General features: G+C 62.0%; 16 protein-coding genes and 1 tRNA gene. 7 read left to right on the top strand and 10 right to left on the bottom strand.

What is annotated here, in order from left to right:
• Positions 1-51 precede the first annotated feature (51 nt).
• Positions 52-939, top strand: coding sequence for a bifunctional methylenetetrahydrofolate dehydrogenase/methenyltetrahydrofolate cyclohydrolase FolD (gene folD / locus FLM9_RS06115; RefSeq protein ID WP_074457754.1), 888 nt, complete (start codon positions 52-54; stop codon positions 937-939).
• Positions 940-994: 55 nt separating this feature from the next.
• On the opposite strand, the gene FLM9_RS06110 is transcribed toward folD, so the two are convergent.
• The 7 genes from FLM9_RS06110 to FLM9_RS06080 all read right to left on the bottom strand — a co-directional run bounded on the left by FLM9_RS06110 (position 995) and on the right by FLM9_RS06080 (position 7,018).
• Positions 995-1,960, bottom strand: coding sequence for an ABC transporter substrate-binding protein (locus FLM9_RS06110; protein ID WP_218969746.1), 966 nt, complete (start codon positions 1,958-1,960; stop codon positions 995-997).
• A gap of 49 nt (positions 1,961-2,009) precedes the next feature.
• Positions 2,010-3,599, bottom strand: coding sequence for an ABC transporter permease (locus FLM9_RS06105; protein WP_074457736.1), 1,590 nt, complete (start codon positions 3,597-3,599; stop codon positions 2,010-2,012).
• Positions 3,596-4,651: a quaternary amine ABC transporter ATP-binding protein gene (locus FLM9_RS06100; protein ID WP_218969745.1), complete on the bottom strand. Its 1,056-nt coding sequence runs from the start codon at positions 4,649-4,651 to the stop codon at positions 3,596-3,598. Before FLM9_RS06100 ends, FLM9_RS06105 begins: the two co-directional genes overlap by 4 nt.
• Positions 4,652-4,699: 48 nt before the next feature.
• On the bottom strand, positions 4,700-4,918 hold the full coding sequence (locus tag FLM9_RS06095; RefSeq protein WP_074457734.1) for a CP12 domain-containing protein: 219 nt from the start codon (positions 4,916-4,918) through the stop codon (positions 4,700-4,702).
• A 117-nt stretch (positions 4,919-5,035) separates the two neighbouring features.
• Positions 5,036-5,335 (bottom strand): hypothetical protein, encoded by a 300-nt coding sequence (locus FLM9_RS06090; protein ID WP_074457733.1) that lies wholly within the window; start codon positions 5,333-5,335, stop codon positions 5,036-5,038.
• A 43-nt stretch (positions 5,336-5,378) separates the two neighbouring features.
• Positions 5,379-6,050 (bottom strand): DUF2301 domain-containing membrane protein, encoded by a 672-nt coding sequence (locus FLM9_RS06085; RefSeq protein WP_074457732.1) that lies wholly within the window; start codon positions 6,048-6,050, stop codon positions 5,379-5,381.
• Positions 6,050-7,018, bottom strand: a complete 969-nt coding sequence (locus FLM9_RS06080) for a glutathione S-transferase C-terminal domain-containing protein (RefSeq protein WP_074457731.1) — start codon at positions 7,016-7,018, stop codon at positions 6,050-6,052. The genes FLM9_RS06085 and FLM9_RS06080 overlap by 1 nt, the downstream gene beginning before the upstream one ends.
• Positions 7,019-7,090: 72 nt before the next feature.
• On the opposite strand from FLM9_RS06080, the gene FLM9_RS06075 reads away from it, so the two are divergent.
• From FLM9_RS06075 to FLM9_RS06060, 4 genes are read left to right on the top strand one after another with little or no spacing between them, the layout of a single operon-like run.
• Positions 7,091-8,245 (top strand): NAD(P) transhydrogenase subunit alpha, encoded by a 1,155-nt coding sequence (locus FLM9_RS06075; RefSeq protein ID WP_257243030.1) that lies wholly within the window; start codon positions 7,091-7,093, stop codon positions 8,243-8,245.
• Positions 8,245-8,550, top strand: a complete 306-nt coding sequence (locus FLM9_RS06070) for an NAD(P) transhydrogenase subunit alpha part 2 (RefSeq protein WP_074457729.1) — start codon at positions 8,245-8,247, stop codon at positions 8,548-8,550. The genes FLM9_RS06075 and FLM9_RS06070 overlap by 1 nt, the downstream gene beginning before the upstream one ends.
• Positions 8,547-9,959: an NAD(P)(+) transhydrogenase (Re/Si-specific) subunit beta gene (locus tag FLM9_RS06065; RefSeq protein WP_074457728.1), complete on the top strand. Its 1,413-nt coding sequence runs from the start codon at positions 8,547-8,549 to the stop codon at positions 9,957-9,959. Before FLM9_RS06070 ends, FLM9_RS06065 begins: the two co-directional genes overlap by 4 nt.
• 11 nt (positions 9,960-9,970) lie before the next feature.
• Entirely contained in the window at positions 9,971-10,897 is a 927-nt protein-coding gene (locus FLM9_RS06060; RefSeq protein WP_074457727.1) for an aspartoacylase, read from the top strand.
• Positions 10,898-10,948: 51 nt separating this feature from the next.
• Here the strand turns inward: FLM9_RS06060 and FLM9_RS08850 are convergent, their stop codons facing one another.
• Positions 10,949-11,095, bottom strand: a complete 147-nt coding sequence (locus FLM9_RS08850) for a YWSERL motif small protein (protein ID WP_498039858.1) — start codon at positions 11,093-11,095, stop codon at positions 10,949-10,951.
• A 79-nt stretch (positions 11,096-11,174) separates the two neighbouring features.
• Positions 11,175-11,247, bottom strand: a tRNA-Thr gene (locus tag FLM9_RS06055).
• Between the two features lie 58 nt (positions 11,248-11,305).
• On the opposite strand from FLM9_RS06055, the gene FLM9_RS06050 reads away from it, so the two are divergent.
• Positions 11,306-11,608 (top strand): DUF3493 domain-containing protein, encoded by a 303-nt coding sequence (locus FLM9_RS06050; protein ID WP_074457726.1) that lies wholly within the window; start codon positions 11,306-11,308, stop codon positions 11,606-11,608.
• 33 nt (positions 11,609-11,641) lie between these two features.
• Here FLM9_RS06050 and infB read toward each other — a convergent pair whose 3' ends face one another.
• Positions 11,642-14,104, bottom strand: coding sequence for a translation initiation factor IF-2 (infB, locus tag FLM9_RS06045; protein WP_438801340.1), 2,463 nt, complete (start codon positions 14,102-14,104; stop codon positions 11,642-11,644).
• Here infB and FLM9_RS08810 point away from each other — a divergent pair.
• Complete coding sequence (locus tag FLM9_RS08810; RefSeq protein ID WP_438801339.1) at positions 14,103-14,357, top strand: hypothetical protein; 255 nt, start codon at positions 14,103-14,105, stop codon at positions 14,355-14,357. The two genes, infB and FLM9_RS08810, sit on opposite strands and share 2 nt — an antisense overlap.
• Positions 14,358-14,448 lie beyond the last annotated feature (91 nt).

Below are 14,448 nucleotides of genomic sequence, written 5' to 3'. Positions count from 1 at the left end.
GCCCCAACTTTAGCCCCGCCCCAGCAGCTTGCTGCATGTCTTTCGGAGCCCATGGCAAAACGTCTTGATGGCCGGTTGCTGGCTGCTCGCCATGAGGCCAGCCTCAGGTCAGCCATTGCCCAGCACCTGGCCACCGCTGGTTGCACCACTTGTCCGCCTGGCCTGGCGGTGGTGCGGGTTGGGGATGATCCGGCCAGTGGAGTCTACGTGCGCAAAAAGGCGCAGGCCTGTGGCCGGGTTGGTATTGAGAGCCGGATCATCCACCATCCAGCCACCGCCAGCCAACAGCAAGTTCTGGAGAGCATTCACCAGCTCAACGGGAGTCCGTCCTGTAACGGCATCCTGGTGCAGCTTCCGATCCCTTCCACGCTGAATGCCCGCCAACTGCTCCTGGCCGTGGATCCAGCCAAGGACGTGGATGGATTGCATCCCCTCAACTTGGGCCGTCTGATGCGGGGTGAGCCGGGACTACGCTCCTGTACCCCGGCAGGGGTCATGGCCTTGCTGGACCATGCCGGCATTGCTCTGGACGGGATCCGCGCCCTGGTGATTGGCCGCAGCATCCTGGTGGGACGACCCATGGGGATCATGTTGCAGCAGGCCAATGCCACGGTCACTGTGGCCCACTCCCGCACCCGGGATCTGGTTGACCACTGCCGTCAGGCGGAATTGCTGGTGGTTGCTGCAGGGAAGCCGGGTCTGGTGGGGGCGGACTGGGTACGGCCTGGAGCCGTGGTGGTGGACGTGGGCATTCACCGAGTGCCACCTCAACAGCAGGGTACACAGGGAACCTTGCGGGGAGATGTGTGTTTCGCGGCGGTGGAACCCCTTGCCAGCCACATCACCCCCGTTCCGGGCGGGGTGGGCCCCATGACCGTTGCCATGCTGCTGTGCAACACCGTGCAGGCCTGGCAGAGATGCACAGCGCCTCCAGCCTGACCTTCGGTTCAATATTGGGCGCCTTCGGCGTCAACAAAGAGGAGTGAAGATTTTTCTAACGAATCCATTGATTCACCGTATCCGGGTTTGCCTCAATCCAGGCCTCGGCAACATCTTGGGGATCTTCGTTGTCGCGTCCAATTTTGAGAATCCATTCATTGATCACGTCAGGGTCCAGTTTAATCTGTGACAAGAATTTTGCGACAACGGGATTGCGCTGCTCAAGGGACTTGGAGTAAGCCACATAGACCCTTGCATTGTCGTACTTGCAAGTGAAGGTGGATGCCTCTAACCAATCCTCCTGATCCAGCTTAAGATCTTCACAGCCCTCCGTACGGTCGGGCTCCTCCAAGGCAACCAGGTCATAGGCTGCGTGGATCCATTCCGGTGTCCAGTAATAGAAAAGAATGGGCTCTTGGGCAACAATTGCTGCCTTTAACTGAGCCTTGAAGGTTGCATCGGAATAAATCTCCGGCTCCCAGAGTTCGCTGAGACCATAGCTCTCAAATTTGATCTGCAGCAGCTTGGTGGAACCCCAATTGGCGTCACCTGGCCAATACTCGCCTTTGCCGTTGCCGTCCTTGTCGAACAGGGCTGCAATCTCAGGGTCGGCCAAGTCCTCAAAAGACTGGATTCGATCCGCCATGTAGCGGGGAACAAACGTTCCCTGGGTGGCCCGATAGGGCTCGTTGTGGGCAATGGTTCGCGATTCCACAATAAACTTGTCCCAGATGTCCTGGTGATTGGGTAGCCAACTGTCGGTGAACACGTCAATGGAGCCGTCCCCTTTGTCCATCCCTGTCGCAATAATTGCAAAATCGCTCAGCCCCGGAATGATCTCCGCCTCGGAATCCAGTGGGCCTTCAATCACCGCCTTGATCACGTGGGCGATGGCCTTTGCCCCCGTCCAGTTCAAATCGGAGAGGGTGACTTTCTCTTGGGCATGAACGCCAGTGACGGAAAGGAAAGCAGCCGCAAGCAGGCCCGGTCCAAAGCGCATCATCAGACTTACCTCAGCCAAGTTTCATCCAGGACGCTAGCAGAGCAATGTTGAGGCCGGACTTGGGGGGTTACGTCCGGTTTACTTTCTGCACCACGCGGTCGATCATCATGGCAATGAGAGCAATGCCGATGCCGGCCAGGATGCCACGGCCTACTTGCGTTCGGGCCAGGGCATCCACCACGATGAAGCCCATCCCGCCCGCGCCGATGATGGCAGCAATGACCACCATGGAGAGGCTGAGCATCACCACTTGGTTCACCCCGGCCATAATGGACGGGAGGGCCAGGGGGAGTTCCACTTTCAACAGGAGTTGCCTCGGGCTGGCGCCAAAGGCAAGGGCCGCTTCCTTGGTGCTGGCCGGCACGTGTTGAATCCCCAGTGCGGTCAGACGCACCATGGGCGGCATGGCGAAGATGACCGTCGCGAGAATCCCCGGTGGCTTGCCAACGGAGAAAAACGCCACGGCCGGCAAGAGGTAGACGAAGGACGGAATGGTTTGCATGATGTCCAACGCGGGTGTGACCACGGCAGCGCCCACCTTGGACTTGGCCACCCAAATCCCCAGGGGCAGACCGGCAACCACACAGATGACCGTGGCGGCCACCGTCAGGGAAATGGTGCTCATGGCGGTTTGCCAGAAGCCGAAGAGCGCTAGATAGATCAGCACCGCGGCCGTGAAGAGGCCCATCCGGGAGCCAGCCAGCCTCACCGCCGCCATGACGAGCATGAGAGACGTGACAATCCATGGTGTTCCTACAAAGACCGCCTCCACCGCATTGAGGAGGACGCGGATCCAACGGGTCACGCCGTCAAACAGCCAGCCGTAGAAGGCCTTCACGTAGTCGATGCCCTGGTCAATGTGCTCGGACAGCCAGTTGTTCAGGTTGACCGGCCGCTGGCTGGAGGGCTCCTTGACAACAATGCTCCGGGTGCCGTCGTCGTTGCGGGGAAAGGTGTACTGCAGTGGACGCTGAAGCCAAACCAAGGTGGGGAACTCGGAGATGGTCCAGCAGTCGAAGCGGTCTTTCAGGGGAACCTGCTCCCCGTCCTGAATCATGTGGGCCAGCTTGATGCAGCTTCGCTGGTCGGGGGCGAACTGGGAGGCGCGGTAGATGGTCAAGGGGGCCACCAACAGCACCGCCAGCATCCCGATCCCCAACCGCTTGATTGCCTGGCCCGAAGGCAGGGAACGGTTGACGCGCCATTGGGTGTAGTGGTGATAGTACAAGCGATCCGCAAGCCATGCCAGCAGTAGCCGACCGGCAAAAAACAGGATTAATGCCGCCTGCAGATGGGCGTCACTCCAGCCGTCGTAGCGCTGGACCAGAAAGTCCTTGCCGTCAGTGGCGGCCTGCACCGCCGCCAGGTCGTACTTGTGGACCAGGGCCACGTTGACCGCCGCCACCATGTCCGTGGCGAAGCCGATCCAGAACAGGGGCCAGTTTCCCCGCAGGGCAGCCCACAGAAAACCTCCGATCAGAGCGGAGATGTTCAGGTGGTGTCCGGCCAGCTTCGCCTGCTGAATGCGAAGAAAGGTTCGTCCGTAGCGGTCGCCCCCGGGGCCGGCAAACTCCTTGAAGGAGGCCAGGGAGTCGCTGTTGTCCGGCGGCACCGTTGCTTGCCCGCTGTCTTGCTCGCCAGGTGCGTGTACTGTCATGACTGCCCCTGAATCCCCTTCAGTAGAGCGTCTTTGGTGACAATGCCAGCCAGCTTTCCATCGTCGCGGATGGCAATGGGGCATTGTTGTCCAACGATCAGGCTCACAAGGGAGTTGAGGTCGGCCTTGGGGTGGGCCTGGGGCCAGGTGTCCACATCGGTAAGGTTGCCGTGGGCCTTGTTGTAGGTTTCTGGCCGCTCCATGATCCTGTGGGCAAACACCAGCTTCAGACGCGATAGACCTTGCACAAAGTCCGCCACGTAGCTGTCTTTTGGATGGAGGATAATGTCCTCCGGCGTGCCAATCTGCACCATTTCCCCGTCTCGCATGATGCCAATGCGGGATCCCATCCGCATGGCTTCATCCAGATCGTGGGTGATGAAAACCGTGGTCTTGTCCATGGTGCGGGAAAGGGCCAGGAACTCGTCCTGTAGCCCACGACGAATCAAGGGATCCAGGGCGGAGAACGGCTCATCCATGAGCAGGATGTCCGGGTCTGCGGCCAGGGCTCTGGCAAGCCCCACCCGCTGCTGCATGCCGCCTGAAAGCTCACTGGGTATGGCATCGCCGTAGCCTGCCAGTCCCACGGTCTCAAGCAACCCGTTGGCCAACTGATGGCGTGTGAAGGGGTCGGTGTTGCGCAGCTCCAAAGCAAACGCGATGTTGTCCCGTACGGTGCGGTGGGGCAGCAGGGCCATGTTCTGGAACACCATGCCGATCCGGCTTGCCCGCAAGGCACGCAGTTCCTCCGCCGAGAGGGCGCCCATGTCTTGACCGTTGACCAGGATCTGCCCATGGGTGGGCTGAATCAGGCGGTTGATGTGGCGGACGAGGGTGGATTTGCCTGACCCGGACAGGCCCATGATGCAAAAGATTTCCCCCCTCTCCACGGCAAAGTCAATGTTCCGCACTGCCACCACGGCTCCAAACCGCTCCAGAACCTCGGCCTTATGGAGACTGTTCTGCCGTACGGCCCGTAGCACCTCTTCAGCCCGCTCTCCAAAGATCTTCCAGACCCCTCGGGCTTCAATGACCTGGCGCTCTTCATCCATGGCCATCGGTGCTCTTCAGAAAGGGCTCAGTGGGTTCCCTGCTGCGGGTCAGTCTTCATAGATGCGGCACTCCGGGGCTTCAGGGTTGCTGTCGCAATAGACCTCAAGGGTGGAAGGGTCGTGGGAATCGCCCGGATGATGCTGCTTGTACTCCTTCAGGTCACGAAGCTCTTCCTCCAGATGCCTGACTTTGCCATCCCTGCCCTCGGCCTTGGCCTTGAGCATTTCGTCCTCATCCTTGCGGATATGGTCGTCGATGGTTTTCATGGGTTCCTGACCAACAAAGTCTTCTGAAGGTTAGTGATAAACAGGCAAATTGGACCATGCCGTTCAGGAAGGAAATCCGAATTCTTCTCTCCACAGACGGACGGAAATCCGTAACGATCACCCATCCTCGGATTCGCCGTTCTGTTGATTGAGAAGGGACTCAGCAAGGGCACGGCAGACCACTCGCCTGAACTCCCGCAGTGGAACCCTGGTCCCCAACTCGTAGGGTGCCTTGCTGCGGCGACCGGCTTCACCCAGCATGGTTTCAATGGCGTCAGCCGCCTCGGCTCCCAAAACCTTGACGGTTTGCCTGGGCTTGAAGCGAATCCAGGCTTCCCCCTCGCTCAGGTCCATCAACACCTGGGTGAGCTGGTCAGGGGACATGCTGTGAGGTTGTGGCAAATCCATCTCGACCATGGGAGTTGTTTCCTGCCACTCTAGGTGGGTAAACGGGGCCGGTTCAAGGTACGGTGCGGCGTCGCCGCTCCAACTCCTCAAACACGCTCTTGTCGCCAATATCGGCTGCGGGCTCCAGCCGGAACTTCCCCACAGCCATCACCAGCAGCAGCATCGCTTCCAGAAACCAGAACGGGGCTTGCTGCTCCAGTGGCACCACCCCCACCAGGGCCAGCAGCAGCAGCAGCGGCACCAGCAAGGTCACCCCCACAGCCTCAAGGCGGCGGAAACAGAAGAACTCCTTGAAGCCCAACCCGGTCAACGCAGCAAAGTAGGGGCCGACGGCCATGATCCAGAGGGGTTGCGCCAGCAGGGCGTTACCCATCTGGGCTGGCCCCGCCTGATAAGCCAGAGCCACCCCACCGCCAACCCCTACCAGCCAGAACAACTGCAACGCCTGATGGAGTGGGCGCAGGTAGATGTGGATCCAGTGCAGTGCCAGTCCCAAGGCCATGGCCATGAGCACAAGCCATGGGCCAATCCAGGTGGATCCGGCCCAGCTCCATTGCACCAGGCAGCCCAGTTGCGCCACGGCCAATGTGAGTACGGACATCCGGTAGGCTGTCACCTCTCGCCGGTCAGCGGCCGTGATGCGATAAGGCCCGAACATCCCCTGGTGAAGCTGGTCTGCACTCTGGTCCGCTGGGCTGACGGCGGCCGGATTGGGGGTTGTCATCAGGAAATGGGAGGATTCAAGTCTAGCAGGCTGGACAGTGATGGCGCCTTGGGAACAATGCCTGAAGGGTTTAAGGGGAAGAGGCTACCGAAGTAGTCTTGCCGCCAGGTCTCGCTCGGGCAGGTTGCCGCCACGTTGGGCAGTTGGTAGAAACGGCGCCGCCATGCCCACAGGAAGGGAAAACTCCACAGGGGGCGCTGCCCGCAGCCGAAAAGATCCTGGTAGGCTGCTTCCCAGCGGGCCATGGTGGGGAAGAGGCGCACGTCCACCATGGTCAATGATTCCCCGCAGATCCAGGGGCGCCCGTCCGCCAGGGCCTGCTCCACGGCATTCAGCCCGGCAAACAGATCGCCCAACGCCCGTTCATGGGCCTCCTGGGTGCGGGCGAATCCACAGCGATACACCCCGTCGTTCACGTCGTCCTGAAGCCATGCGGACCAGGTCTGGATGGACGGGATCAGGTCGGACGGTCGGAGTGTGGCGGCGACCGCATTGGGTCCTGGGGGCAGGGTATCCAACTGTTCAATGATGTCGGCGCTTTCGTTGTTGATGATCCGCCCCTCGTGGCGGTCCCACAGGACAGGGACCGTGGCGCGCCTACCTGGTCCGGCGCCGGATTGCCTGTAGAGCTGCCATAACTGCTGGAACCCTTCAAAAGGTTCCCGAAACACCCAGCGGCCCGTGGCGGAATTGGGCCGAACCATGGCCATGTCAATGACGGTGGCCAGATCCTTGAGTTGGCGCACCAGCCATGTGCGGTGTGCCCAGGGGCAACTTTGGCCAATCACTAGCACATGGCGTGGCATCCCCTGCTCCTGGGCACTGCCCAGAAGCGTCTCGCGAAAACCGCTGGGCCGGCGCCGAAAGCTGCCCCTCTCGTCCGCCGGAGCCAGGCCGTTCATCAGCACCAGCCACTGGCCATGCCAAATCTGGCGACTGATGGAGACTATCGCTGGGGGAACGGGCATGGCGGCAAGGGTGGCCAGTGGGTGGCCATCTGGGCACAGTCAGTCTATTTTGCTGTTTTGTGTGTCGATTTCGTGCCGCTTCAGTCAACGGGTTCGACCTGCACGGTGCTGATTCCCCGTGAAGGGCGACCGGATGAGCCCCGCGTGGCAGGCAGTCCGGAAACAGCGCGACGGCTTGTGGGCAAGGGCTGCGTCGTGCTTGTGGAATCCGGGGCCGGTCGGGCCTCCGGGTTTAGCGATCAGGATTATCGCCAGGCAGGCGCAGAATTGGTGGAGGATGGCTGGGGGCACTGCCATGTGGCCCTCTGTGTCGGGGCGCCGGATCCTGGACGCCTGGAGGCCATGGCCACGGGCAGTACGGTGATTGGCCTGCTGGCGCCCTACGGCAACCAGGCCCTGGTGCAGCAGTTGAATCGCCGCAAATTGTCGTCCCTGAGCCTTGAATTGCTGCCGCGCATTAGCCGGGCCCAGGCCATGGATGCCCTGTCTTCACAAGCCAATATCGCTGGCTACAAGGCGGTTCTCCTGGCGGCTGCCGCGCTGGACCGCTACTTCCCCATGCTGATGACTGCTGCAGGAACAGTGCAGCCGGCCCGGGTTCTGGTTCTCGGGGCAGGGGTGGCAGGACTACAAGCCGTGGCTACGGCGCGGCGGCTGGGGGCTGTGGTCCATGTCTCGGACATTCGACCCGCGGTGAAGGAACAGGTGGAATCTTTGGGGGGCCGCTTCCTTGCGCCACCCCAGGTGACAGAGCAGCCTGCCGAGTCCGGTGGCTATGCCAAGCAGGCCTCGGACGCCTTTCTTGCGGCTCAACGTCGGCAACTCTCCGACCAACTGGGCTTGGCGGATGTGGTCATCTGCACAGCCCAGGTGCCGGGTCTCCGTGCCCCCCTGCTGATTAGTGAAGCCATGCTGGAGCGCCTGCGGCCCGGAGCCGTGGTGGTGGACCTGGCCGTCAACGAGGGGGGCAATTGCGCCGCAACCGTGCCTGGCCAAACCATCGACCGCAAGGGAGTCAAACTTATTGGTGCGAGTGATCTCCCCTGCACGGTTCCCTATCACGCCAGTTGCCTCTATGGGCGCAACCTGGCGGCACTGCTGGAGCAGTATCTACAAGACGGGGTGTTGGAATTGGACCCCCAGGATCCGTTGCTCAAGGACTGTCTGCTCACCCATGGGGGTCAGTGCCACCGTGACGACATTGTCAACGCTTCAAGGTGTGTGTGATGGACGGTTTTCAGGAACAGCTCTGGGTGCTGCTTTTGGGTGGCCTGTTGGGGCTTGAATTGATTGGTAAGGTGCCCCCCACCTTGCACACACCGCTCATGTCCGGCGCCAACGCCATCAGCGGTATCACCATGCTGGCGGCCCTTACCCTGATCACCAGGGCCGGAGATAACACCCTCCTGCTGATCCTGGGCTCGCTGGCCCTGGGATTTGCCCTCTTCAACGTGGTGGGTGGCTTCCTGGTGACGGATCGAATGCTGACCATGTTCCGCAGTGGCCGCAAACGCTCTGGAGGGGGCCGATGAGTTCCGCCGAACTGTTCCAGGGTGGCCTGGATCTGCTGGCGGTGGCCCTGCTGGCGCTTGGCATCAAGGGCTTGTCAAAGATCCGCTCTGCCCGGGCCGCCAACCAACTGGCGGCCGCCGCCGTGGCCATGGCCGTGGTAGGTCTTCTGGTCAGTGCCCAGCCCACTGCGGTGACCTGGGTCTGGATTGCGGGAGGCACTGCCGTGGGCGGTGTACTGGGGATGCTCACCGCCCGGCTGGTCCCCATGACCGCCATGCCGGAGACCGTGGCGTTGTTCAACGGCTGTGGGGGCCTCTCTTCCCTCCTGGTGGCCCTGGGCGTACTGTTGGCCGCCGCCGGGGACGGCCTCACCCCCAGCCTGCTGGTGCTGGTCTCCATTGGTTTTTCCATCGTGGTGGGGGCCGTCACCTGCACCGGCTCGGTGGTGGCCATGGGCAAGTTGCAGGGATGGTTGCCCACACCCGGTTGGATGCTGGGCCGCTGGCGCCACGGGTGCAACGTTGCTCTGGCCACCGTTGTACTTCTGGCCGCCGTGCTGACAGTGGGTGGCTCCGGTGATGCGCTGTGGCCTCTGGTCATCAGCGCCAGCCTCCTGGGCATTGGCCTGACGCTCCCCATTGGTGGCGCCGATATGCCCGTGGTCATCTCGCTCCTGAATTCCTATTCAGGTGTTGCGGCAGCAGCGGCCGGCTTTGTTGTGGGTCAACGGTTATTGATTGTGGCCGGGGCCATGGTGGGGGCCGCGGGCTTGATTCTCACCCAGGTGATGTGCGCCGGCATGAACCGCAGCTTGCCTGCCGTGCTCTTCGGGGGCGCGCTGAGTTCGGCATCCACCGGCAGCAAAGGGAGCGGCGAATACACTAACATCACCTCCTGCTCGGCTGAGGAGTGTGCCTTGACCCTGGAGGCGGCGGAGCGGGTCGTGGTTGTGCCTGGCTACGGCCTGGCCGTGGCCCAGGCTCAACACACCCTGCGGGAGGTGGCCCGCCTCCTGGAAAAGCATGGGGTGACAATTACCTACGCCATTCATCCTGTGGCTGGGCGCATGCCGGGGCACATGAACGTGCTGCTGGCGGAAGCCGACGTGCCCTATGAGCAACTCAAGGAGATGGACGTCATCAACCCCGAGTTCCCCGCAGTGGACGTGGTGCTGGTGTTAGGGGCCAACGACGTGGTGAACCCCCAGGCCAAAACCGACCCTGAATCGCCGCTCTACGGGATGCCGGTTCTGGACGTGCAGGAGGCTCGGACTGTGTTTGTGGTGAAACGGGGCATGAGCGCCGGCTACTCTGGCATCAAAAACGATCTCTTCGAGCATCCCAACACCTCCATGGTCTTTGGGGATGCCAAGCAGGTGCTCGGCAATATCTTGGGTGAACTGAAAATCCTGGGCGTTGGGCAACGCTGACACGGACAACCATGGACCATCAACACGGTCGCTTGTTGCTAGTGGGGGGGACCCACGGCAACGAGCGCACGGCACCCTGGATCTTGCAGTGCTGGAAGGCCCAACCTGCGCTGCTCACCTCCCCCCTGCCCACCACCACCTGTATCGGCAACCCTGAAGCCTATGGGGCCAATCGCCGCTACATAGATCGGGACCTGAACCGCTGTTTCACGGAAGCGCTGTTGAGGGATCGGAGTTGCACCATCCGCGAGGTCATCCGTGCCCGAGAGCTGGTGGATGCTTACGGACCCGGCGGCAACGATCCCCACGGCCTAGTGCTGGATATGCATACCACCACAGCAGCCATGGGTTCATCAGTGGTGACATGTGGAGAACGTCCTGTGGATCTTGCCTTGGCCGCACTGATGCACCAGGCCGTTGGCATGCCGGTCTATCTCTTCCAGATCAACGAGGACCAACCTGAGGAGTGTGGTTTTTTGGTGCGGCGTTGGCCCTGCGGCCTGGTGCTGGAGGTGGGGCCGGTGGCGCAAGGCATTGTGGACGTGCGAACCGTCCGGAAAACAACGGCTTGCCTGGACGGTCTTCTGGACGTATTGAGGGATTGTCTGACCGGCAAAGCCAGGATGCCGGAGACCATGGTGATTCACCGCCATCTGGCCAGCCTCGACTGGCCACGGGACAGGGACGGCCGCCGGATTGCATGTCTGCATCCGGATCGTCCCCGGTGGGATTGGACCCTGTTGTACCCGGGCGACCCGCTGTTTCTCATGGAGACCGGTGAGACCGTCGCCTACCAGGGGGAGGAACCCGTCTGGCCCGTGTTTTGCAACGAAGCTTCCTACGAAGAAAAGGGCATTGCCCTGAGCTTGACCAGGCGGGAGACGATGACGCCGCCAGCCGCTGGACTGGAGGCTTTGCTGGCCCTGCTCAGATCCTAGACGCTGTTCTCAGGCCCCAGGCCTGGCTTTCTTCAAGTGTGCCCATGTGCGTCAGCAAGGATGAGGGTGGTGAACCCGCTCACTCCAGTAGACAACCGCACCCTGGGCCTCCAACTCACGGCGGCGGTGACGCGCCTCGTGGAAAGCCACGGTTTCGTGGTTTCGATCACCAGAGAGAGACCAACTAATCCGAACCATTGCGTCTCAAAGCGGAAACAACAGCGCTCCCACCCTAAAACAGTGACCAGGAACACAATTCCTGGTTACTACCCCATCAAGCCGCTGGCCGGACTTGAACCGACGACCCACGCTTTACGAAAGCGTTGCTCTACCAACTGAGCTACAGCGGCTAACCATGGAATCCTAGTTGTTAGAACAACAGTTGTCTGGCGCCAGCCCAAAGCACCCATGGCTTCTCCATCGCAAGATCCCCTTGACCCTCAATTGAAAGCCAAGCTTCAACAAGAATTAAGGACACCATGGCAAAGCCTGCGGCGGGCGCTGTGGATTGCGCTGGAGGCCTCGGCAGCCCTGGGGCTGGTGATCATGGTGTTACGGCTTGTTGGTGGAGAGACGGTACAGCCCAATGACGTCGTCGTTCAAGTGGGAGCGGTGGTGCTGTTTGCCTACTTGCTCTGGAAGGATCGCTCCCCAAGGTCAGAGGCCGGCCCTGGGCAGACCAGAAACAGCGGTTCCCAGAAAAGGCCCTGACACTGGAGACCCGGTAACAAACACCCTGCCAACTCACACATTCAACGTCCGCTTCACCATGACCATGGAGAAGGTTTCCAGTCGGTCCCCCTCCCGCCAATCCGTGAAGCGGCTCACCCCCACGCCACACTCGTAGCCGGAATTGACTTCCTTCACCCCGTCCTTGATACGCCGGAGAGAGTCCAAATCTCCCTCGTAGACCACTTGTCTGCCCCGATGCACCCGTAACCGGCAGTTGCGCTGCAACTTGCCTTCCGTGACGTAGCAGCCGGCCACGGCGCCGTGGCCGACGGAGAAGACGGCGCGCACCTCTGCCCAGCCCAGGGGTTCTTCCACCAAATCCGGTTCCAGGAGGCCCTCCATGGCCCCCTGGATATCCTCCAGCAACTTGTAGATCACGTCGTAATTGCGCACGTCCACGGATGCGGCTTCCGCCACCCGTCTTGCACCAGTGGCCATGGAGGTATTAAAGCCAATGACAACGGCGCCGGAGGCTGTGGCCAAATCAATGTCGGTTTCCGTGATTTCTCCGGGGGAGGACAGCAGGACACGGATCTGCACTTCTTCCTGGGAGAGTTGCTCCAGGGACCCCAGGATGGCCTCCAGGGACCCCTGCATGTCGGTCTTGAGAATGAGGTTGAGTTCCTTGAGTTCACCTTCGGCGGCTTGATCCGACAAAGCAGTGAGGCTGACGCGACGATTGGCCATCTGCTGAGCCAACCGGGCAGCCCGGGCGTCACTGACCCTGTCACTCACCACAGTGCGGGCAGCCTTCTCGTCCTCAAACACCTCAAAGGCATCCCCTGCAGTGGGCACCTCACCAAAGCCAAGGGCTTCCACGGCGGCAGAGGGAAGGGCCTCCATGAGCCGCTCGCCCCGGTCGTTGACCATGGCCCGCACCTTGCCCAGCACCGGACCGGCAGCGATCACGTCGCCGGGTCGCAGGGTGCCGTTCTGAACCAGCAACGTGGCCACCGGGCCCTTGGCCTTGTCCAAGTGGGCCTCCACCACGGTTCCTCTGGCCAGACGCTCGGGATTGGCTTGTAGATCCTCCACGTCACTGACCAGAAGGATCATCTCCAGCAATTTGTCAATGTTCTGGCCCTTGAGCGCGCTGACAGGGACCATGACCGTGTCGCCCCCCCAATCCTCACTCATCAAATCGTGCTCAGCCAACTCCTGGCGCACGCGGTCCGGATTGGCGCCCTCTTTATCCATCTTGTTGATCGCCACCACGATGGGCACCTCCGCGGCCCTCGCATGACTGATGGCCTCAATGGTTTGCGGGCGTACCCCGTCGTCAGCGGCCACCACCAGGACAGCAATGTCGGTCACCTTGGTGCCCCGGGCCCGCATGGCGGTGAAGGCTTCGTGACCAGGGGTGTCCAGGAAGGTGATGAGGGCAGGCTTCTCCTCATGGACCACCTCCACCTGGTAGGCGCCAATGTGCTGGGTAATTCCGCCAGCCTCTCCTGCCGCCACCCGGGTGCTGCGAATGGCATCCAGCAAGCTGGTCTTGCCATGGTCCACATGGCCCATCACCGTCACCACGGGCGGGCGCCGGCTGAGGTTCTCAAGATCCTCGTCCTCAATCATGGTCACGGTCTTCTTGGCTGCCGCCTCGACGTCGTCTTCCACAACCGGCACTCCGAATTCCTCGGCCACCTTTTCGATGGCGGACAGGTCCAGGGATTGAGTCACCGTTGCCGAGATGCCTTTGAAGAACAAGGACTTGATGATGTCCGAGCTGTCCACGCCAAGGGCCTCGGCCAACTCCTGGACCGTCAAGTTGCCTTCCGGAACCACAAGCATTTCGGGACGCTGCTGCTTGGCCTCCCGCGCTTGACGCAGTTCCATGGCCCGCCGCCGCTGTCGCTGCCGGGCCGTCTCCTTGGGCTTCTTGCGCCGTTTTGCTTTGACTGCGGGCTGGTCCGTCGCACCCTGGGGTTTGCCGGAAGGGCGCGCCAAGGACGCAGACAGCACCGCAGCAGCCCCTTCACTGGCAAAGCCTTCGCCAGCATTCACATCTTCGTCGTGGATGCCGATGATGTGAACCTTGGTGCGCTGCTTGCTGGCTGCACCGCCACGGCGCAACTGCTCCAGGCGCGCTGAATCATCCCAATCCTGGCGTCGCCGTCCGCCGGCGCCACTGCGGGAGCGGCCACCGGGGGCACCGCTGCGGGGCGGGCCAGGACGACGAGGTGGCGTGGGGGAGGCTGTTGTGGTTTTGGGTTCGGTCTTGGGACGGGCCACAGTTGTGGTGGATCCCGAGGTGGCCTCCTTGCCCAGAACTTCACTGGGGGCTGCGGGACGGCGCACCCCTGGTGGCAGCCCTCCCTGAAGGCGCTCGGACCCTGACCCTCCCGGACGGCTAACCCCCGGAGGTCCACCTGAGCTGCGCCGCAGAGGACGACCAACAAGCTCTGCTGAGCGGGGGGTGGTGGGCCTGGCGCGACGCTCGCCAGTGGCGGGGCTGGTGCGCTGAAGTCGCCCCATGACTTCCGGACGATTCTGCTGTGGTGGCCCATCCGCCTCTCCGGGGCGCTGTGGTGTGCCAGGGTCGCTTGCCCTGGCGCTGGGACGGCGCGCCACGATTTGGGGTTGCCGTACAGGTGGCTGCGCCTGGGGTGTAGATTGGATGGACCGGGCGCCGTCAGGACGTCCCGCTAACGCTGACGACCGGGACCGCGGCATCCCGGACGCCACCACGGAGCGTGGCGGCCTTGCACTGGGGCGCCGGGGTGGTTGATCCACTGCCTTTGCGGGCAGTGGGAGGTGAACGGGGCCCTCAGGGGCGGCAGACAGGGGTGGTTTGGCTGGGGGGACTGATGCTGACTTGC

Source organism: Candidatus Synechococcus spongiarum (genome assembly GCF_900047545.1).
In the GTDB taxonomy this organism is placed as follows: domain Bacteria; phylum Cyanobacteriota; class Cyanobacteriia; order PCC-6307; family Cyanobiaceae; genus Synechococcus_B; species Synechococcus_B spongiarum_C.
Note: the sequence above shows the minus strand (reverse complement) of the source record. Positions and strands in the feature narration are given on the sequence as shown.